Source organism: Rhabdothermus arcticus (assembly GCF_055382915.1).
Window position 1 is genome coordinate 776911 of record NZ_AP043808.1, and the last position, 17765, is coordinate 794675.

21 protein-coding genes are annotated in these 17765 nt (G+C 69.7%); 11 read left to right on the plus strand and 10 right to left on the minus strand.

The features are described from left to right. The first annotated feature begins 14 nt into the window (after nt 1–14). Together ACZ48Y_RS04050 and leuB are read left to right on the plus strand one after the other, a co-directional pair. Nucleotides 15–485 carry a cytochrome P460 family protein gene (locus ACZ48Y_RS04050; protein ID WP_464742407.1) on the plus strand — a complete coding sequence of 157 codons (471 nt, stop codon included), beginning with the start codon at nt 15–17 and terminating at the stop codon, nt 483–485. Between the two features lie 82 nt (nt 486–567). After that, nucleotides 568–1605, plus strand: coding sequence for a 3-isopropylmalate dehydrogenase (gene leuB / locus ACZ48Y_RS04055; protein ID WP_464742409.1), 1038 nt, complete (start codon nt 568–570; stop codon nt 1603–1605). On the opposite strand, the gene ACZ48Y_RS04060 is transcribed toward leuB, so the two are convergent. Beyond that, on the minus strand, nt 1577–2113 hold the full coding sequence (locus tag ACZ48Y_RS04060) for an archaemetzincin family Zn-dependent metalloprotease (protein WP_464742411.1): 537 nt from the start codon (nt 2111–2113) through the stop codon (nt 1577–1579). The two genes, leuB and ACZ48Y_RS04060, sit on opposite strands and share 29 nt — an antisense overlap. A 32-nt stretch (nt 2114–2145) precedes the next feature. On the opposite strand from ACZ48Y_RS04060, the gene ACZ48Y_RS04065 reads away from it, so the two are divergent. The 5 genes from ACZ48Y_RS04065 to ACZ48Y_RS04085 are packed head-to-tail and all read left to right on the plus strand — an operon-like array spanning nt 2146 to nt 7661. Then, on the plus strand, nt 2146–2892 hold the full coding sequence (locus tag ACZ48Y_RS04065; RefSeq protein ID WP_464742413.1) for an SDR family NAD(P)-dependent oxidoreductase: 747 nt from the start codon (nt 2146–2148) through the stop codon (nt 2890–2892). Continuing rightward, on the plus strand, nt 2889–4586 hold the full coding sequence (gene ilvD / locus ACZ48Y_RS04070; protein WP_464742415.1) for a dihydroxy-acid dehydratase: 1698 nt from the start codon (nt 2889–2891) through the stop codon (nt 4584–4586). The genes ACZ48Y_RS04065 and ilvD overlap by 4 nt, the downstream gene beginning before the upstream one ends. Before the next feature lie 54 nt (nt 4587–4640). After that, nucleotides 4641–5786, plus strand: coding sequence for an NEW3 domain-containing protein (locus ACZ48Y_RS04075; protein WP_464742417.1), 1146 nt, complete (start codon nt 4641–4643; stop codon nt 5784–5786). Further along, nucleotides 5783–6718, plus strand: a complete 936-nt coding sequence (locus tag ACZ48Y_RS04080) for an ABC transporter ATP-binding protein (protein ID WP_464742419.1) — start codon at nt 5783–5785, stop codon at nt 6716–6718. Before ACZ48Y_RS04075 ends, ACZ48Y_RS04080 begins: the two co-directional genes overlap by 4 nt. Beyond that, complete coding sequence (locus tag ACZ48Y_RS04085) at nt 6705–7661, plus strand: ABC transporter permease (protein WP_464742421.1); 957 nt, start codon at nt 6705–6707, stop codon at nt 7659–7661. The genes ACZ48Y_RS04080 and ACZ48Y_RS04085 overlap by 14 nt, the downstream gene beginning before the upstream one ends. A 21-nt stretch (nt 7662–7682) precedes the next feature. Here the strand turns inward: ACZ48Y_RS04085 and ACZ48Y_RS04090 are convergent, their stop codons facing one another. Together ACZ48Y_RS04090 and ACZ48Y_RS04095 are read right to left on the minus strand one after the other, a co-directional pair. After that, nucleotides 7683–8051 (minus strand): cupin domain-containing protein, encoded by a 369-nt coding sequence (locus tag ACZ48Y_RS04090; protein ID WP_464742423.1) that lies wholly within the window; start codon nt 8049–8051, stop codon nt 7683–7685. Further along, a complete protein-coding gene (locus ACZ48Y_RS04095; RefSeq protein ID WP_464742425.1) occupies nt 8032–8679 on the minus strand; it encodes a phosphoribosyltransferase in 648 nt (215 codons plus the stop codon). Before ACZ48Y_RS04095 ends, ACZ48Y_RS04090 begins: the two co-directional genes overlap by 20 nt. A 31-nt stretch (nt 8680–8710) precedes the next feature. Here ACZ48Y_RS04095 and ACZ48Y_RS04100 point away from each other — a divergent pair, with 31 nt between their 5' ends. Further along, the gene (locus ACZ48Y_RS04100) at nt 8711–9379 is read left to right on the plus strand and encodes a Crp/Fnr family transcriptional regulator (protein WP_464742427.1); all 669 of its coding nucleotides are present in this window, start codon (nt 8711–8713) and stop codon (nt 9377–9379) included. On the opposite strand, the gene ACZ48Y_RS04105 is transcribed toward ACZ48Y_RS04100, so the two are convergent. From ACZ48Y_RS04105 to ACZ48Y_RS04125, 5 genes are read right to left on the minus strand one after another with little or no spacing between them, the layout of a single operon-like run. After that, nucleotides 9376–10047 carry a TerC family protein gene (locus ACZ48Y_RS04105; RefSeq protein WP_464742429.1) on the minus strand — a complete coding sequence of 224 codons (672 nt, stop codon included), beginning with the start codon at nt 10045–10047 and terminating at the stop codon, nt 9376–9378. The two genes, ACZ48Y_RS04100 and ACZ48Y_RS04105, sit on opposite strands and share 4 nt — an antisense overlap. A 2-nt stretch (nt 10048–10049) precedes the next feature. After that, on the minus strand, nt 10050–10925 hold the full coding sequence (locus ACZ48Y_RS04110) for a phosphohydrolase (RefSeq protein ID WP_464742431.1): 876 nt from the start codon (nt 10923–10925) through the stop codon (nt 10050–10052). Continuing rightward, nucleotides 10926–11735: an enoyl-CoA hydratase/isomerase family protein gene (locus tag ACZ48Y_RS04115; protein ID WP_464742433.1), complete on the minus strand. Its 810-nt coding sequence runs from the start codon at nt 11733–11735 to the stop codon at nt 10926–10928. It abuts the gene before it with no gap. Continuing rightward, nucleotides 11732–12439 (minus strand): phosphorylase family protein, encoded by a 708-nt coding sequence (locus ACZ48Y_RS04120; RefSeq protein ID WP_464742435.1) that lies wholly within the window; start codon nt 12437–12439, stop codon nt 11732–11734. Before ACZ48Y_RS04120 ends, ACZ48Y_RS04115 begins: the two co-directional genes overlap by 4 nt. Further along, nucleotides 12436–13095: an ABC transporter ATP-binding protein gene (locus ACZ48Y_RS04125; RefSeq protein ID WP_464742437.1), complete on the minus strand. Its 660-nt coding sequence runs from the start codon at nt 13093–13095 to the stop codon at nt 12436–12438. Before ACZ48Y_RS04125 ends, ACZ48Y_RS04120 begins: the two co-directional genes overlap by 4 nt. Nucleotides 13096–13160: 65 nt before the next feature. Here ACZ48Y_RS04125 and ACZ48Y_RS04130 point away from each other — a divergent pair, with 65 nt between their 5' ends. The 3 genes from ACZ48Y_RS04130 to ACZ48Y_RS04140 are packed head-to-tail and all read left to right on the plus strand — an operon-like array spanning nt 13161 to nt 15197. Next, entirely contained in the window at nt 13161–13847 is a 687-nt protein-coding gene (locus ACZ48Y_RS04130; protein ID WP_464742439.1) for a Crp/Fnr family transcriptional regulator, read from the plus strand. After that, nucleotides 13835–14509, plus strand: a complete 675-nt coding sequence (gene rpe / locus ACZ48Y_RS04135; protein WP_464742814.1) for a ribulose-phosphate 3-epimerase — start codon at nt 13835–13837, stop codon at nt 14507–14509. Before ACZ48Y_RS04130 ends, rpe begins: the two co-directional genes overlap by 13 nt. Beyond that, on the plus strand, nt 14493–15197 hold the full coding sequence (locus ACZ48Y_RS04140; RefSeq protein ID WP_464742441.1) for a 2-phosphosulfolactate phosphatase: 705 nt from the start codon (nt 14493–14495) through the stop codon (nt 15195–15197). Before rpe ends, ACZ48Y_RS04140 begins: the two co-directional genes overlap by 17 nt. Here ACZ48Y_RS04140 and ACZ48Y_RS04145 read toward each other — a convergent pair. Continuing rightward, complete coding sequence (locus ACZ48Y_RS04145; protein ID WP_464742443.1) at nt 15178–16050, minus strand: hydroxymethylglutaryl-CoA lyase; 873 nt, start codon at nt 16048–16050, stop codon at nt 15178–15180. The genes ACZ48Y_RS04140 and ACZ48Y_RS04145 overlap by 20 nt on opposite strands. Before the next feature lie 8 nt (nt 16051–16058). Then, nucleotides 16059–17720 (minus strand): acyl-CoA carboxylase subunit beta, encoded by a 1662-nt coding sequence (locus tag ACZ48Y_RS04150; RefSeq protein ID WP_464742445.1) that lies wholly within the window; start codon nt 17718–17720, stop codon nt 16059–16061. Nucleotides 17721–17765 lie beyond the last annotated feature (45 nt).

Below are 17765 nucleotides of genomic sequence, written 5' to 3' on the forward strand. Positions count from 1 at the left end.
TCGGGAGGGAAACGATGAAACGATGGCATCTGACCTTGGGCCTGATCGGCCTCGGCGTGCTGGCCTTGGCCGCCGGCGGCATGGCGGAGACGCTCTGGCGCCAGCTCACCCAGAGCCAGTACGCGGTGAACTGGCACTACGTCCCCGGAAAGCCTCCGGGCTTCTACAAGGGCACCGAGCCCCACGGCGCGGTGCTCCGGACCTTCGTCAACAACATCGCCTACGACGCGATCCAGGCCAAAGCGGGCAGCTATCCCGACGGCGCCATCCTGGTGAAGGAGAACTACGCCCCCGACGGCAAGACGCTCGCCGCGATCACGGTGATGAAGAAGGTCCAGGGCTATAACCCCGAGGCCGGGGACTGGTTCTGGGCCAAGTACGGCCCCGACGGCGCGGTCCAGGCCGAAGGCAAAATCGCCAGCTGCATCGCCTGCCACAGCCGGGCAAAGGCCCAGGACTACGTCTTCAGCACCGCGATCAAGTAGCCCCTTTCCCCTGCCCCGCGTCTTGCGGGGCAGGGCTTGAATCCGCCTTGAACCCAGCGGCCGCGGCGGTCAGAATGGCCCCATGCCCAAGATCGCCCTCTTACCCGGCGACGGCATCGGGCCCGAGGTCACCGAGGCGGCAGTTCGGGTCCTGAAGGCCTTGGACGAAGCCGAGGGGCTCGACCTTCGTTTTGAACGTTTCGCCTTCGGCGGCGAAGCGACCGACCGCTACGGCGAGCCCTTCCCGGAGGAGACGCAAAGGGGGGTGCTCGAGGCCGACGCGGTGCTCCTGGGCGCGATCGGCGGCCCGAAGTGGGACGACCTCCCCCGGGAGAGACGCCCGGAGACCGGCCTGCTGGCCCTGCGCAAGACCCTCGGGCTCTACGCCAACCTGCGTCCGGCCAGGGTGATGCCGGGGCTCGAGCGCCTCTCCCCGCTGCGCCCGGAGCTCGCCCGCGGGGTGGACCTCCTGATCGTCCGCGAGCTCACCGGGGGGATCTACTTCGGCGAACCCAAGGGGATGAGCGAGGCCGCGGCCTGGAACACGATGCGATACACCCGCCCCGAGGTCGAGCGGGTGGCCAGGATCGCCTTCGAGGCCGCGAAGAAACGCAGAACGCACCTGACCAGCGTGGACAAGGCCAACGTCCTCGAGGTCGGCGAGCTCTGGCGGAAGAGCGTCGCCGAGGTGGGGGCGGCCTACCCCGAGGTCACCCTCGACCACCAGTACGTCGACGCAATGGCGATGCACCTGGTGCGCCGCCCCCAGGCCTTCGACGTGATCCTCACCGGCAACCTCTTCGGGGACATCCTCTCCGACCTGGCCTCGGTCCTTCCGGGCTCGCTGGGGCTCTTGCCCTCGGCCTCCCTGGGCGAGGGGACCCCGCTCTTCGAACCGGTCCACGGCTCGGCCCCGGACATCGCCGGGAAGGAGCTCGCCAACCCCGCGGCGGCGATCCTCTCGGCGGCGATGCTCCTCACCTACGCGCTGGACCTCCCCGAGCTGGGCGCGCGCGTGGAGCGGGCGGTGGCGGACGCGCTCAAGGCCGCGCCCACCCCGGACCTCGGGGGTCAGGCCTCGACCGAGGCCTTCACCCGGGCCGTGCTCCAAGCGCTCTGAGGGCGGCCTCGAGCCTGGCCTGGCAGTCGGGGCAGAAGAAGCGGCTCTTTGCGTCGACCTCGGCGACCGAGTTGGAAAAGCGCATCACGCAGCGCGGGGCGGTGCAGTGCCCCAGGCCGAAGGTATGTCCGAGCTCGTGGTTGACCTCCTTCATCACGCGCTCCAAAAACCGCCGGCCGTCCCGGGTCAAGAGCCTGGCCACCGCGACCACCGCAGCCTGGCCCGGGGTGTCGGCCAGCCCGAAGACGAAGTTCAGCCCCGGCGCGTAGAGGTCCGCCGCCGCCACCCCCACCACCCGAAAGGCGTCGGGAAAGGCGGCCTTCAACGCCCCCAGCACCTCGGCCGCGCGGTACTGGCCGCGACCAGGGTCGAGCGCGGCCTCGGGGAGCGGGCGAGGCGGGGCGACCTCGGCGAAGAGGTCGAAGACCTCGATGACGTTGGCCGCCACCGGGTGCAAGACGCGGGGCTCGAGGTCCCCGAGGGGAACGAGGAGAACGTTGGGTTTCATTTTTACATTATCCACCGGATAGACTGAAGGCCATGAACCTGCGAAAGGGAAGCTGGATCCTGACCGGCGCCTCCCGGGGCATCGGCCGCGCCCTGGCCCTGGCCCTGGCCCGGCGGGGGGCGCACCTCGCGCTCAACGCGCGCACCGCCGCGGCCCTCGCCGAGGTGGCCCGGGAGGTGCGCGAGGCCGGGGGCGAGGCCACCTACGTCGAGGGCTCCGCCGCCGAGGCCCAGGTGGCGGAGAAGCTGGTCCGCGCGGCGGCCGCGATGGGCCCGCTCCAGGGCTTTATCCACAACGCCGGGGTGCTGCACGCCGGCCCCCTCCTCTGGGAGCTGCCCGAGGCCCACTGGGACGAGATCCTGGACGCCAACCTGAAGGCCGGCTACCAGCTGATCCGCTACGCGGTACCGGTGCTCTTGCGCGCGGGCCAGGGAATCGCGGTCTTCTTCGGTTCCGGGGCCGCGGAATCCAACGTCCCCGGGATTGGAGCCTACGCGGTAGCCAAGGCCGCCGAGGAGCACCTGGCCCGCCAGCTCGCCGCCGAGGCCCCCCAGATCACCAGCTTCGTCTACCGCCCGGGGGTGGTGGAGACCCGCATGCAGGCCGAGGCCCGGGAGGCCGAGGGCGGCGCTGCCCCGGTGCTGCACCGGATCTTCCGCGGCTACAAGGAGCAGGGGGTGCTGATCACCCCCGAGGAGGCGGCCGAGGCCCTGGTCAAGCTGCTCGAGGCCGACCCCCGCCGTTTCCACGGCAAGATCGCGACCTGGAGGGACGCATGAGGAGCGACCGCATCAAGAAAGGCGCCGACCGCGCCCCCCACCGCTCGCTCTTGCGCGCGACCGGGGTGATCAAGAAGGAATCAGACTTCGAAAAGCCCTTCATCGCGGTGGTCAACTCCTACGTGGACATCGTCCCCGGCCACGCCCACCTGCGGGACTTCGTCGAGAACATCAAGCGCTACATCCGCGAGGCCGGGGGGGTGCCCTTCGAGTTCAACACCATCGGGGTGGACGACGGGATCGCCATGGGCCACGAGGGGATGAAGTGGAGCCTGCCCTCGCGGGAGCTGATCGCCGACAGCGTGGAGACGATGCTCCGCGCCCACGCCTTCGACGCCGCGATCTTCATCCCCAACTGCGACAAGATCGTCCCCGGGATGCTGATGGCCGCGCTCAGGGTCAACCTGCCCTCGATCTTCATCTCCGGCGGGCCGATGCGCGCCGGGGTGCTGCCCTCCTCGGGGCGGGTGGTGGACCTGATCAGCGTCTTCGAGGCCCTCGGGGAGCTGAAAAAGGGCGAGATCAGCGAGGAGGCGCTGAAGGAGATCGAGACCTACGCCTGCCCCGGCTGCGGCTCCTGCTCCGGCCTCTTCACCGCCAACAGCATGAACAGCCTGCTCGAGGCCCTGGGGCTGGCCCTCCCCGGGAACGGCACGGTCCTCGCCGACGACCCCCGCCGCGAGACGCTGAAGCGGCAGGCCGCCTACCGGGTGGTCGAGCTCGCCTTCGAGGACCTGAAGCCCCGGGACATCGTGGACCTGCGCTCCTTCGAGAACGCCTTCCGCCTCGACGTGGCCATGGGCGGAAGCACCAACACCGTGCTCCACACCCTGGCCGCCGCCGAGGAAGCGGGGATCCCCTTCCCCCTCTCCCGGCTCGATGAGATCGGCCGCACCACCCCCAACCTCGCGAAGATCGCCCCTTCCTCGAACTACCACATGGAGGACCTGGACCGCGCCGGGGGCATCCACGCCATCCTCAAAGAGCTCGCCCGCGGCGGCTACCTGCACCTCGAGGCCAGGACGGTCCAGGGGAAGACCCTCGGCGAGGTCCTCGAGGGAGGGGACTTCGCGATCAAGGACGACCGGGTGATCCGACGATTGGAAGCCCCCTATTCGAAGACCGGCGGCCTCCGGATCCTCTTTGGCAGCCTGGCCCCGGAGGGGGCGGTGGTCAAGACCGCCGGGGTGGACCCGAAGATGCTCAAGCACACTGGCCCGGCGCGGGTCTTCGACTCGGAGGAGGATGCCCAGGCGGCGATCAACGCCGGACGGATCCAGCCCGGGGACGTCGTGGTCATCCGCTACGAGGGGCCCCGGGGCGGCCCCGGGATGCGCGAGATGCTGGCCCCCACCTCGGCGCTGATGGGAATGGGCCTCGGGGACAAGGTCGCGCTGATCACCGACGGACGCTTCTCCGGCGGCACCCGTGGGGCAGCGATCGGCCACGTCTCCCCCGAGGCCGCCGAGGGTGGGCCGATCGGTCTGGTCGAGGAAGGGGACCTGATCGAGATCGACCTCGAGGCCGGCCGGGTCGAGCTGCGCGTCCCCGAGGACGAGCTGGCCCGCCGACGGGCGGCCTTCAAGCCGCTTAAGAAGCCGGTCGAGGGCGCCTGGCTGAAGCGCTACCGGGCCCTGGTGACCAACGCCTCCCGCGGCGCGGTGCTCAAGGATCCGGACACGCTCGACTTTTAAGCCTTTTCAGCGTGGTTGCATCGTAAAACCTAAGCAATGAGGAGGAGGTGAAGGATGCGGCGAACGCTAGGTGTGTTGCTCGCGCTCTTGTTAGGTGTGACCCTCGCCGCCGAGTACCGTGGGTTGGTGCTCGGCACCCCGTTTCCGGCGCTGACGGTGAAGGCCGGGGAGGTGGTCAACCTCTCGATTGAGGCCAAGAACTACGGCCTGCCCCCGGCCTACCTCCAGCTCCGGGTCGAGGGGGTACCCAAGGGCTGGACCGCGGCGCTCCTGGGCAACGGCCGGGTGGTGGAGGCGGTCTACCTTCCCCCCGACGCCTCGCGCACGCTGACCCTGCGCGTCGAGGTGCCCAAAGGCGTTAAGGAGGGCACTTACCCGATGCGGGTCGTCGCCGAGGGAAACGGGGTGCGCGCCGAGCTGCCCCTTCGCTTGACCGTGGGCAAGGTCCTGCCGCCCTCGTTGAAGCTCGAGGTCGAGCTCCCGGTCCTCAAGGGCACCCCGACCACCACCTTCCGCTACCGCGCGACGCTCAAGAACGAGTCCGATCAGGACCTCTTGGTGGGGCTCGAGGCCGACGCCCCGAAGGGCTTTGAGGTGGTCTTCAAGCCCCAGTTCAGCAGCCAGGAGGTCACCACCCTGCCCATCAAGGCCGGGGAGACCAAGAACCTGGACATCGAGGTCAGCCCGCCCCCCAAGGTCCAGGCCGGGACCTACGCCCTCACCGTCCACGCCCGGGCCGGCGAGGCCAAGGCCAGCCTCCAGCTCAAGGCGATCATCACCGGCCGCCCGGAGCTGAGCATCACCACCCCGGACGGCCGCCTCTCGGGCCGTGCCTACGCGGGCCGTACCTCCCCGCTCAAGCTGGTCATCAAGAACCGTGGCAGCGCCGAGGCCAAGGAGGTCAAGCTCTCCTCCTTCGAGCCCAGCGGCTGGGAGGTCAGCTTCGAACCGGACACGATCGCGTCCATCCCCGCGGGCGAGAAGGCCGAGGTGACCGCCAAGATCAAGCCCTCGCCCAAGGCCATCGCCGGGGACTACATGCTGACCCTCACCGCCAAGCCCAAGAACGGCACCAGCGAGAGCGCCGACTTCCGCATCACCGTGCTCACCTCCACCCTCTGGGGGGCCTTCGGCGTGGCGGTGATCGCGGTGGCGCTGGCGGTCTTCTTGCTCGCGACCTGGCGCTTCGGACGGCGATGAACGCGGCGATCGAGACCCACGGCCTGACCAAGCGCTACGGTGCCTTGGTCGCGGTGCGCGACCTCGACCTGGTGGTCGAGCGCGGCGAGATCTTCGGCCTCCTCGGGCCCAACGGCTCGGGGAAGACCACCACGATCCTGATGCTCCTGGGCCTCACCGAGCCCAGCGGCGGAACGGTGCGGGTGCTCGGCGAGGACCCGGTCAAGGCCCCCCTCGCGGTCAAGCGGCGGGTCGGCTACCTGCCGGACACCGTGGGCTTTTACGACGAGCTCTCGGGACGGGAGAACCTGCGCTACACCGCGGCCCTGAACGGGCTCAAGGGCCCCGGCGTGGAGGCCAGGATCGACCGCGTCCTGGCGCAGATGGGGCTCGCTCAGGCCGCCGATCGTCCGGTCCGCACCTACTCGCGGGGGATGAAGCAGCGGCTCGGCCTGGCCGACGTGCTGATCAAGGAGCCCGAGCTGGTCATCCTCGACGAGCCCACCCTGGGGCTCGACCCCCAGGCGGCCCACGAGTTCTTGACCCTGATCGCGAGCCTCAAGGCCAACGGGCTGACCGTCGTGCTCTCCAGCCACCTGCTGCACCAGGTGCAGCGGGTCACCGACCGGGTGGGGCTCTTCAAGGACGGACGAATGGGCCTGGTCGGCCGGGTACCCGAGCTGGCCCAGAAGGTGCTCGGCGGCGCCTACCGGATCCGCGTCGAGGCCGAGGGGGAGGGGCTCGAGCCGGTGCTCAACGCCCTCCCGGGGGTCCGCGGCCTGCGGCGGGAGGGGCAGGCCTTCGTGCTCGAGGCCGAGCGCGACCTCAGGCCCGAGGTGGCCCAAGCGGTGCTGACCGCCGGAGGACGGCTCTTCTCCCTCGACGTCGAGGAGCCCAGCCTGGACGAGGTCTACCGCGCGTACTTCGGGGAGGTGCAGCATGACGCGGCGTGAGGGACCGGCCTTTTCCGGCCTCGGCGTGGTCTTTCAAAAGGAGTTCGCGGACCAGCTCAGCGGCAGCCGGATGCGCCTGCTCGAGCTCCTGATCCTCCTCACCGCCGCAGGGACAGTCTACGCCGCCATCCAGACGATCAAGGGCAGCGTCGGTGAGGACGTCTTCTTGTTCCTGCGCTTTTTCACCACCGCCAAGAGTCCCCTGCCCTCGTTCGTGGCCTTCGCCGGGTTTTTGGTGCCGCTGCTCGCGATCGCGCTGGGCTTCGACGCGGTCAACGGGGAGTTCCAGCGGCGCACCCTGAGCCGGGTCCTGGCCCAGCCGATCTACCGCGACGCCCTGCTCATGGGGAAGTTCCTGGCGGGGCTCGCCACCTTGGGCTTGGTCCTCCTCGCCACCTGGCTGCTCATCGTGGGCATGGGCATCGTGCTTACCGGCCTGGCCCCCTCCTTCGAGGAGGTGGCGCGCAGCCTCCTCTACCTCCTCGCCACCCTGGCCTACGGGGGGGTGTGGCTGGCGGTCGCGCTCTTCTTCTCGGTGGTCTTCAAAAACCCTACCACCAGCGCCATGGCGGCGATCGGGCTCTGGCTCTTCTTCACCGTCTTCTGGAGCATGATCGCGGGCCTCCTGGCCCCGGTGATCAGTCCGGTGCGCTACGGCTTTCCCGACGAGCTTCTGCGCCAGGCCCAGACCGAGCTGGCCCTCGCCCGGATCGCCCCCAACACCCTCTACGCCGAGGCCACGCTGGCGCTCTTGCAGCCCGAGGTGCGGGCGCTGGGCCCGGTCCTTCCGGCCCAGCTCGAGGGCATGGTGCTGGGCACCCCGCTACCCCTGTCCCAGTCCCTGCTCATGGTCTGGCCCCAGCTTGCGGGGCTGATCGCCGCAAGCGTCCTCTTCTTCACCCTGGCCTACGTCGTCTTCCAGCGCATGGAGATCAGGGCCTAAAGGGGCGGCCTTTGGCCGCCCCTATTCCTCCAGCCACTCGACCTCGTAGGCCGCGGTCTTTGGCACCATGCACAGGAAGAAGACCGGCTCATCGTAGGGGTTTTCGTAACGATGGGCGACGCCGGCGGGAATGAAGACCACGTCCCCCGGCCCCACCTCCCGGACCTCGCCGTCGAGCTCGAGCCGCATCCGCCCGGAGAGGACGTACTGCTCGTGTTCGATCGTGGGGTGGCGGTGGCGCTTGATCGTTCCCCCGGGGAGCAGGGTGAACCGGCGCATCGCGAAGTGCGGCGCCTCCTCGGGACCGATCAGCACCTGAATGAACGCGCCCTCGGCGTTCTCCACCGGTACGCGGCGCACCTTGTCGGCGTTAACGATCTTGAGCTTCATCCCTCTCCCTCCACTTCGCGAGAATTCTAACGACCTCCTCGTCGCTGACCTGGGGAAAGTCATCGTAATAGGCGCCGACCGCGCCGAAGGTGGGGGGCGTGGACAGGGCGACCACCTCGGCCATCCTGGCCAGGCGCTCGACCGCGTCCGGCGCGCCCACGGGGATCGCCAGCACCACCCGCCGGGGCTGCTCCGCCATCACCGCGAGCAGCGCCGCCTCCATCGTGCTCCCGGTGGCCACGCCGTCGTCGACGATCAGCACGTCCCGCCCGGTGAGGGGGACCTTGGGCCGGACCGCGCGGTAGCGGGCCCGGCGCGCCTCGAGCAGCGCCCGCTGGCGCTGCGTCTCCTCGCGGAGGTAGGCCGCGTCGGCGAGCTGGTGGGCGTAGGGCCTGAGGACGACCTCGCCGTTCTCGGCCACCGCCCCGATGGCGAACTCGGGGTTGCCGGGGGCGCCCAGCTTGCGCGCCAGCACCACGTCCATGGTGCCCCCCAGCGCCTCGGCCAGAACGTCAGCGAGCACCACGCCGCCGCGGGGAATCCCCAGGACCACGGGCTGCTTCAGCCCCAGCGGCTTGAGCGCCTCAGCGAGGAGCATGGCCGCGTGCCTTCGATCTTTGAACCGCACATCCCCATTATGTCAGGTGGTAAAAAGAACCATGCCCTGGCGGCTCAAGCGACCGCGATTTTTGGAGCGCCTTAGCGGCGCGGAAAAGCGGCGGTTGATGGAGCTCTGCCCGCCCAAGCGTCTTCAGCAGGGGGAGCGGTTTTTGCGCCAGGGCGACCCGGCGAACGCCCTCTTCGTGGTGCTCGAGGGCACGATCAAGCTCGAACGCACCACCCACAGGGGGACGCGGGTCGTGGCCCTGGTGGGTCCCGGCGACCTCTTTGGCGATCGCTTCCTCACCGAGCAGGCGGTCTTCGAAAGCGACGCGGTGGCCACCGGGACGGCGCTGGTCTGCCCGATCGACCGCGAGCAGCTGCGCCAGGTAGCGCGGGAGCTCCCCGGGGTGGCGCTGGTGATCGCCGGGGTCCTCGCCGAGCGCCTGGCCGAGCTCGAGGCCCGGCTGGAATGGGTCCTGCTCCCGGCGGCGGCGAAGCTGGCCCGGGCCCTGCTGGACCTCGCCGAGCGTTTCGGCGAGGCGGACGGGGCCTGGGTGCGCCTGGAGGCGCCCCTGACCCACGAGGAGATCGCCGGCTACGCCGGGCTCAGCCGGGTCACGGTGACCCAGCTCCTCAGCCTGTTCAAGGAACAGAGCGTGCTCGAGGGCACCCGGGGGCGCTACCGGCTCCTCCCGGAGGTCCTCGAAGCGCTCGCCGAGCCCTAACCCGGCCCCAGGCCCAGCGCCCGCCGGATCCCCTTGAGGTCCCCGCGCAGGAAGACCAGCGTCGCGGCCAACCCGAGCAGGAAAGCCTGCGCCGCGCTCAAGGGGAAGGCCGCGTGCAGGCTGGGGTCATGGGCCAAGAGCCGGGCCCCGGCCCAGACGATGACCAACGCCCCGACAAGGTTCAGCCAGGGCAGGCGGTTCAAAAGCTCGGCGACGAGATTGGCCCCGAACATCAGGATGGGAATCGAAAGGGCCAGGCCGAAGATCAAGAGCCCGAGGTGCCCCTCGCTGGCGGCGGCCACCGCCAGGACGTTGTCCAGGGAGAGGGTGATGTCCGCGATCATGATCAACAGCACCGCCTGCCAAAAGTCGTCGGCCTCCCGCTTTGGCCCCTCCTCCACCCCGTCTTCCTTCAGGAGCTTGGCCGCGATCCAAAAGAGCACGAGCCCGCCGACCGCGGAAAGAAAGGGCACCCCAAGCAGCAGCGCGGCCATCAGGGTAAAGGCGATCCGCAACCCCACCGCCCCCAGCGTCCCCACCAGCACCGCCCGGGCGCGCATCGCCCGGGGCAGGCGGCGCACGGCCATCCCGATCACCACCGCGTTGTCCCCGGAGAGCACGAGATCGATGAGAACGATCCCCAACAGGTTTAACCAGAAGGCAGGCATCGCTATTCTTCGAGGACGAAGCGGGGCTCGCGTTCGTGCAGCCGCACCCGGTGAATGATGCGTTGATCGTGGTCACCGTCCGGGTGGGTGGTGGCCACCACGGTGACATAGTCGCGGATCGGGCTGTGGATAACCTTCTTGGTCAAGGTCTCCTCGACCTGGAAGATCCCCGCGGCGTTGTTCATCTTGACCCGGATCTCCACCGGGACCTCCTTGCCCCTGAGGATCATCACCTCGTCCACCGCCAGGGCGGAGATCGAGTGGATGTCGATCGAGCCCAGCTGGAAGGCCTTGCGACCCCGGCCCTTGGTGATGTCGGTGCCGTCCGCGACCGCGGTGATCCCGGCCTCGACAGTCAGGGGCTCGGGGTCCAGGTCGTGGCTGAAAATCGAGTGCAGCATCAAGCCGCGCAGCCGCACCCGCTGCTCGGGGTCGTCGTAGACCTCCGCGAGCACCCGGTCCAGGATGGAGACCGAGAGGTTCACCCCGAAGGCCTCGTGGTGCACGCGGTGGACCTGGTTGCCGATGTCGTGGAGCATCGTACCCAAAAGGACGACGGTGTAGGCGTCCTGGGCGTCCCCGGCCCCGCTCTTTTCGGTGTCGGTCTTGACGCCGGCCTCCAGCAACAGGCGCAGGATCGCCACCGCCGCGGCCCCGGTGAGAAGGGCGTGGACCCGTCCGTGATCGTTGTAGCCGAGCTTGTGCACGGTGATGTAGTTGGCCATGTCCCAACCCGCCCGGGCCTCGGGGTCGGCGACCAACCGCTCGTAGGCGCTGAGCGCCCGGGGGTACTCGGCCAGGCTCTTGCGGATCGACTGATCGGCCTCCTGATAGAGCTTGGCCTTGGGGCTCGCGACGTGGATCACCCGGTCGCCCATCTACTCCCCCTTGAACACCGGCGCGCGTTTTTCCAGGAACGCCGTCGTCCCCTCCTTGAAGTCCGCGGTGCGGGAGATCAGGCCAAAGAGGTCGGCCTCGATCTCCAGGGCCTCCGGCAGCGGCACGTCGAAGCCGCGGTAGACCGCCTCCTTGGCCAGGGCCATGGCCACCGGACTGTTCTTCGCGAAGCGGGCGGCGAGCTCCCTGGCCTTGGCCAGCGGGTCCTCGGCGAGGAAGTTGACGAGGCCCATCCGGTGAGCCTCATCGGCGGGGACGTGACGTCCGGAGAGGATCAGCTCCAGCGCCCGGCCCAGTCCAATCAGGCGGGGAAGCCGCTGGGTGCCGCCGAACCCGGGGATCAGCCCCAGCCCCACCTCGGGAAGGCCGAGCTTGGCCTTGGGGGTAGCCACCCGCACGTCGCAGGCCAGCGCGAGCTCGAGCCCCCCGCCGAGCGCGTAGCCGTTGATCGCCGCGATCGTAGGGATCGGGCTGGCGGCGATGGCGCTAAAGACCTCCTGCCCCAGCAAAGCGAACTCCCGGGCGACGAAGGCGTCGGCCAAAGCGGCGATCTCCTCGATGTCGGCGCCGGCGACGAAGGCCTTCTCCCCTTCACCGGTAAAGATCAACGCCCGGAGGTCGGTGTTCTCCGCAACCAGCTCGGGGATCTCCGCGAGCTCCTCCAACAGCGCGCTGGAGAGCGCGTTGAGGGCCTTGGGTCGGCGGATCGTGACCACCGCGACGGGCCCCTCGACCTCGTAGCTCAAAAACTCGAACTCCGGGGCGTGCGCGTGCTCGGTTTCAAACTTCATGCCTTTCCCTCCAATCGCAGGATCGCTCGCAGCGCGGTCAGGATCGCCTGATCCACGGCGCGCTTGAGCACGTCGTCGGAGACCAGCTCGGGGTCCCCGATGTTGTTGGACACGGCGAGGACGGCGCCGGCGCGAACGCCCCGCAGCTTGCCGAGCAAAAAGAGCGCCGCGGCCTCCATCTCCACCGCCAGCACGCCGCGCTTGGCCCAGGCCAGGGCCTCGTCGGGGGTGGTTGCGTAGAAGGCGTCCTCGGTCAGGATCAACCCCACCCGGGCCTCGGGGGCGCTCTCCGCGAGCGCCTTGAGCAGCGCGAAGTCCGGCACCGGCGCGTAGGGCAGGCCGCCGAGGTACTGGCGGGTCGTGCCGTCCCCGGGCACCGCGCCGCTGGCGACGATCAGGTCGCCGGGCCGGATCCCCGGGGCCGCGGCCCCGGCCGTCCCCACCCGGATCATCGTCTTCGCACCTAGCTGGACCAGCTCCTCGGCGACGATCGCCGCCGAGGGGGTGCCCATCCCCGTCGTCTGCACCGAGACCGGGACCCCCGCGTAGGTCCCGGTGTAGCCCCAAAGCGCCCGGTGCGTGTTGTAGCGGCGGGCGCCCTCGAGGAAGTGCTCCGCGATGTACTCGGCGCGATAAGGATCGCCGGGCAAGAGGACGTAAGGGGCGAGGTCCTCGGGCTGGGCGTGAATGTGGATCGGGCTCACGTCCCCAAGGATACCAGCCGCCCCCCGAAAAGGCGCCAGCCCTCGAACCCCGCGACCAGGCGCTCGTCGTGGGTGGCGAGCAGCACCGCAGCCCCCTCTTCGCGAGCGAGAGCGACCAAGCGCGCAAGCACGCGGCGGGCGTTTTCCGGGTCCAACGCCCCGGTGGGCTCGTCGGCGAGGAGCAGCCGGGGGCGCGCGTAGAGCGCCCGGGCCACGGCGACCCGCTGGCGCTCCCCACCGGAGAGGGCCTCGATGCGCGTCCCCTCCCGTCCGGAGAGCCCCACCCGCTCCACGAGCCAGCGGGCCCGCCCCCAGTCCACCCGCCCCTGGATCAGACCGGCCAGGGCCACGTTCTCGAGCAAGGTGAGCTCGGAGAGCAGGTAGTGATGCTGAAAGACGAGCCCCAGATAGCGCCGCCGCAGCGCCACCAGACGGGCTTCGGGCAGCGCGGTGATCTCGGTCTCGCCCCAGTAGACCCGGCCCGCGTCGGGCCTCAGGATGCCCGCCAGGAGGTGGACCAAGGTGGTCTTCCCACTGCCCGAGGGGCCGAGCAGGACCCGCACGGATCCGGCGGGCAACGTCAGGTTCAACCCGGAAAAGAGCGCGAGACCCGGGTAGCCAAACCCCAGCGCCTCGACGCGCAGCACCACCTCCACGGCCCCATCCTAAGCCGCGGCGCTGGATTTGAACTCCCCACGCGCACGGGCTAAGATGGCTTTCGGTGATCGTTCCAGACTCGACGCTCTATCAAGCCAAGCTCTTTCGCGGCCTGCGAGAGGACCAGATCCAGCACCTGATCGGCACGATGACTCCACGCAAGGTGCCCGCCGGGGCGTTCGTCTTCCGTCAGGGGGACGAAGGGGTCGCGCTCTACCTCATCGCCGAGGGACGGGTGCGGGTGTACCGCACCAGCATCGAGGGGCGGGAGAAGGTCCTGGCCTACTTCGGTCCCGGTGAGGTCTTCGGGGAGATGAGCTTGGTCGAGGAGCGCCCCCGCAGCGCCCACGCCGAAGCCCTCGTAGACACCCTGGTGCTGCAGCTCTTCGCCGACCACTACCGGCACCTGATCCAGCGCATGCCGCTCTTGGCCCACAACCTGGCGCGGATCATCGCCGAACGCCTGCGCACCGCCAGCCAGGAGGTGGTGCTGCTGGCCTTCGAGAACGCCCGCGTCAAGGTCGCGCACGCGCTGCTCAAGCTCTACCATCAGCGCCACGGCACGCCCACCGATCGGGGCTGGTGGGTTCCCGAAACCCACCGCAAGCTGGCCAACCACGCGGGCACCAGCCGCGAAACGGTGACCCGGGTTCTCAAGGAGTTCAAGGCCGAGGGCCTGATCGAGGAACCGGGTCAAGGGGTCCTCCTCCGGGACCTTGAAGGCCTGGAAGCGATACTCTGGGGCCTGTGAAGGTGCAGCTGGCTCCCTCGATCCTCGCCGCTGACCTGGGGCGGCTCGCCGAGGTGCTCGCCGAGCTCGAGGCCCTCGGCGCCGATCGCGTCCACGTGGACGTGATGGACGGTCGCTTCGTCCCCAACCTGACGATGGGGATGGTGGTGGTGGAGGCGATCCGCCGGCACACCCGCCTGCCCATCGACGCCCATCTGATGATCGTCGAACCCGAACGCTACGCGCTGGACTTCGTCGAGGCCGGTGCCCAAACGGTGGCCTTCCACCTCGAAGCCACCCCCCACCCCCACCGCCTGCTCTCGGCCCTGCGCGAGGCCGGGGCGCGCGCAGGCCTGGCGTTCAACCCCGGTACGCCGGTGGAGGCGCTCAAGGACCTCGTCTACCTCAGCGATCAGCTCCTCTTGATGAGCGTCAACCCGGGGTTCGCGGGTCAGCGCTTCATCGAGCGCAGCTACCCGCGGCTCGCGGCCCTTCGCCGGCTTCGCGACGCGGAGCACCCGGCGGCGGAGATCGTCGTCGACGGTGGGGTCCGGCCGGAGAACGCCCCGCGCCTGGCCGCCGCCGGGGCCGACGTCCTGGTCGCGGCCTCGAGCCTCTTCAACGGCCGTCCCCTGAAGGAGAACCTCGAGGCCTTTCGGAGGGCCCTTGCGCCTCAGGGCTGAGCTCGTCCCCCGGGCGGGGCTTTGCTTCCCCGACCTGGTCCTGGTGGTGGACGTGATTCGCGCCACCACCACCGCGGTCGCGTTTTTCGAGGCCGGGGCAGAAGAGCTCTGGCTGGCCCCGGACCACGCCGCGGCGCTGGCGCTCAAGGAACGGGGGTTTCTCGTCGCCGGCGAAACCAAGGGGGAGCGGCCTCCAGGCTTCGACCTTGGCAACAGTCCCCTGGAGGCGCTCACCGCCCCGGTCGCCGGGAAACGGGTGGTGATGAGCACCACCAACGGCACCCGGGCGGCGCACCTCGCCGCGAGGCAGGCCCGCCACCTGGGGCTGGCCTGCCTCTGGAACCGCGAGGCCGCGGCATGCTGGGCAGGGCGCACCGCCCGCGACGAGATCGCCTACCTCGCCGCGGGTAAGGAGGGTGGCTTTGGCCTCGACGACGCCTACGCGATCGGGGCGGGGCTTAGCGAGCTGACCGGGGCGCCGGAGGATGGGGCCCTGGCGGCGCTCGCGATCTACGAGGCCTACCCCGCCCCCGAGGCCCTGGCGCGCTCGACGGCGGCCCAGGCCCTGGAGGAGGTGGGCCTGTTCGACGACGTGCTGGCCGCGGCCGAGTTCGATCGCAGCCGCATCGTCCCGGTGCTCGCGCGCGTCGAAGGGGCCTATCTGGTCTTCACCCGTAGCGAAGCTTGAGCTCGCGGGCCGCCTCGGCGAGGGAAGGCAACGCGCTGAGCTCGACCCCGGGATCGAAACCGCGGTCCACGAGATGCGGCAGCACCAGCTCGGTGGGCAGGTTGCCGACCAGCTCGTCCCCGGCGAAGGGACAGCCGCCGACCCCGGCCAGGGCCCCTTCGATCCAACGCACCCCGGCATCGAGGACCGCATCGACCTTAGCCTTGACCTCGGCCGCGTCCGGACGGCTGTGCAGGTGGGCCCCGATCCCCTCCGGGCCGAAGGCCTCGACCAGCCGGCGCAGCACCGCGTGGATGCGCTCGGGGGTAGCGACGCCGTAGGTGTCCGCGACCGCGATCTCACGCACCCCCAGCGCCCGTAGCCGGGCGACGAAGCTCACCGGCATCGCCGCGTCCCAGGGATCGCCGTAGGGGTTGCCAAACCCCATGGAAAGGTAGACGACGAGGTCCAGCTTGCCGCGGGTGGCCTGGACCATCTGCTCGACCAGGGGCCAGGATTCGCGGATGCTGCGGCGGGTGTTCTTCTTCTGAAAGGTCTCGGAGATCGAAAAGGGGTAGCCGATCGCGGTGAGGTGCTTGGCGGCGAGGGCCCGGAAGAGGCCCTTTTCGTTGGCCACGATGGCCAGGTAGGTCCGGCCCTCGGGAGGCGGGAGCGCGTCCAGCACCTTGGCGGCGTCGCGCATCTGCGGCACCCAGCGCGGGGAGACGAAGCTCACCAGGTCCAGGTGGCGAAACCCGGCCGCGAGCAGGCGGCGAATGAAGGCCACCTTCTCCTCGGTGGGGATGAACTTGGGAAGCCCCTGCCAGGCGTCCCGCGGGCACTCGACGTAGCGGATGGGAAGCCCCTCGAACATCCCGCCCCCTACACCTGAAAGACACCGGTCGTGAACTCCGGGCGGTCGGGGTTTTGCGCGGCGAGGTCCAGACTCTTGATCAACCAGTCCCGGGTCTCGTGGGGCCAGATCACCTCGTCCACCCAGAGCCGGGCGGCGGCGTAGCGCACGTCCAGCTGCTCGTCGTAGCGGCGTTTGATGCGCTCGTAGAGCTCGGCCAGTCCGGCCTCGTCGGGAAGCTCACCCTTGGCCTTGAGGGCGCGGAGCTCGAGGTCCAACAGGGTCTTCGCCGCCTGGGCCCCGCCCATCACCGCGTACTTGGCGCTCGGCCAGGCGTAGATGAAGCGCGGCGCGTAGGCCTTCCCGGCCAGCGCATAGTTGCCAGCCCCGAACGACCCCCCGAGGATCACCGTGAGCTTGGGCACCACCGAGTTGCTCACCGCGTTGACCAGCTTGGCTCCGCGGCGGATGATCCCCGCCGCCTCGGCTTCCTTGCCCACCATGAAGCCGCTGACGTCCTGCAAGAAGAGCAGGGGGATGAACATCTGGTTGGCCTCCAGGATGAACCGCGCCGCCTTGTCCGCGGCCTCCGGGTAGATCACGCCCCCCACCTCGATGCGACCGCGCTTTTTGATGACGAGCCGCTGGTTGGCGACGATCGCCACCGGGTAGCCGCCGACGCGGGCGTAGCCGGTGACCAGGGTCTCGCCCCAGTGAGGGCGGTACTCGAGGAAACGGGAACCGTCCACCAACCGGGCGATCACCTCGCGCACGTCGTAGGGCCGGTCGCCCTCAGGGCTGACCAGGCCGTAGAGGTCCTCGGCGTCGTAGGCCGGGGGCTCGGTCGCGACGCGCTGGCGGGCCCAGGGGGCCCGCTCCCCGGGGGCATAGAGCGCCGCCACCTCGCGCACCCGGTCGATCGCGTGGAGGTCGTCGGGCTCGTAGAAGTCGACGGTCCCCGAGACCTCGGCGTGCATCCGTGCCCCGCCGAGCTCGTCCGAGCTCACCTCCTGACCGATCGCCGCCTTGACCAGGGAGGGGCCGGCGAGGTAGAGCCCGGAACCCTCGGTCATGATCAGGACGTCGGTCATCACCGGAAGGTAGGCTCCCCCGGCGACGCAGTTGCCCATGATCGCGCTGATCTGGGGAACGCCCATGGCGCTCATCCGGGCGTTGAGGTAAAAGATGCGGCCGAAGTCGTCCTGGTCCGGGAAGACCTCGTCCTGCAAGGGCAGAAACACCCCCGCGGAGTCCACCAGGTAGATCACCGGGATGCGGTTTTCCATGGCGATCGTCTGAGCACGGATCACCTTTTTGGCGGTGATCGGAAAGAAGGCCCCGGCCTTGACCGTGGCGTCGTTGGCGATGATCATCCAGTCCCGCCCGGCGACCCGACCGACCCCGGTAACCACGCCCCCGGAGGGGGCCCCGCCCCACTCCTCGTACATTCCGTAACCGGCCAAGGTCATGAGCTCAAAAAAGCGGGCGCCGGGATCGAGCAGGCGGTCGATACGCTCGCGGGCGGTGAGCCGCCCTTTCCGGTGCTGCCGCTCGATGGCCTGCTCGCCTCCCCCCGCCCGCACTTCCGCGAGGGTGGCGCGGAGCTCGGTCACGCGCCGGATCCACTCGCTCTTGTTCTGGTTGAAGGTCGCGGAGGCTCGCTCCTCGTCGGTCACGCGGGTCTTTAGCATCGCCTCTCCTTTGGCTCCAAGTCTACCGGATGGCTTCCTCGAGAC

Bases quoted from the DNA above. Each gene is read 5' to 3' on its own strand.
- ilvD (WP_464742415.1), top strand. From the start codon at position 2,889: ATGAGGAGCGACCGCATCAAGAAAGGCGCCGACCGCGCCCCCCACCGC.
- ACZ48Y_RS04050 (WP_464742407.1), top strand. From the start codon at position 15: ATGAAACGATGGCATCTGACCTTGGGCCTGATCGGCCTCGGCGTGCTG.
- ACZ48Y_RS04105 (WP_464742429.1), bottom strand. From the start codon at position 10,047: ATGCCTGCCTTCTGGTTAAACCTGTTGGGGATCGTTCTCATCGATCTC.
- ACZ48Y_RS04115 (WP_464742433.1), bottom strand. From the start codon at position 11,735: ATGAAGTTTGAAACCGAGCACGCGCACGCCCCGGAGTTCGAGTTTTTG.
- ACZ48Y_RS04145 (WP_464742443.1), bottom strand. From the start codon at position 16,050: ATGTTCGAGGGGCTTCCCATCCGCTACGTCGAGTGCCCGCGGGACGCC.
- ACZ48Y_RS04110 (WP_464742431.1), bottom strand. From the start codon at position 10,925: ATGGGCGACCGGGTGATCCACGTCGCGAGCCCCAAGGCCAAGCTCTAT.
- ACZ48Y_RS04100 (WP_464742427.1), top strand. From the start codon at position 8,711: ATGCCCTGGCGGCTCAAGCGACCGCGATTTTTGGAGCGCCTTAGCGGC.
- ACZ48Y_RS04150 (WP_464742445.1), bottom strand. From the start codon at position 17,720: ATGCTAAAGACCCGCGTGACCGACGAGGAGCGAGCCTCCGCGACCTTC.
- leuB (WP_464742409.1), top strand. From the start codon at position 568: ATGCCCAAGATCGCCCTCTTACCCGGCGACGGCATCGGGCCCGAGGTC.
- ACZ48Y_RS04080 (WP_464742419.1), top strand. From the start codon at position 5,783: ATGAACGCGGCGATCGAGACCCACGGCCTGACCAAGCGCTACGGTGCC.
- ACZ48Y_RS04075 (WP_464742417.1), top strand. From the start codon at position 4,641: ATGCGGCGAACGCTAGGTGTGTTGCTCGCGCTCTTGTTAGGTGTGACC.
- ACZ48Y_RS04090 (WP_464742423.1), bottom strand. From the start codon at position 8,051: ATGAAGCTCAAGATCGTTAACGCCGACAAGGTGCGCCGCGTACCGGTG.
- ACZ48Y_RS04085 (WP_464742421.1), top strand. From the start codon at position 6,705: ATGACGCGGCGTGAGGGACCGGCCTTTTCCGGCCTCGGCGTGGTCTTT.
- ACZ48Y_RS04060 (WP_464742411.1), bottom strand. From the start codon at position 2,113: ATGAAACCCAACGTTCTCCTCGTTCCCCTCGGGGACCTCGAGCCCCGC.
- ACZ48Y_RS04065 (WP_464742413.1), top strand. From the start codon at position 2,146: ATGAACCTGCGAAAGGGAAGCTGGATCCTGACCGGCGCCTCCCGGGGC.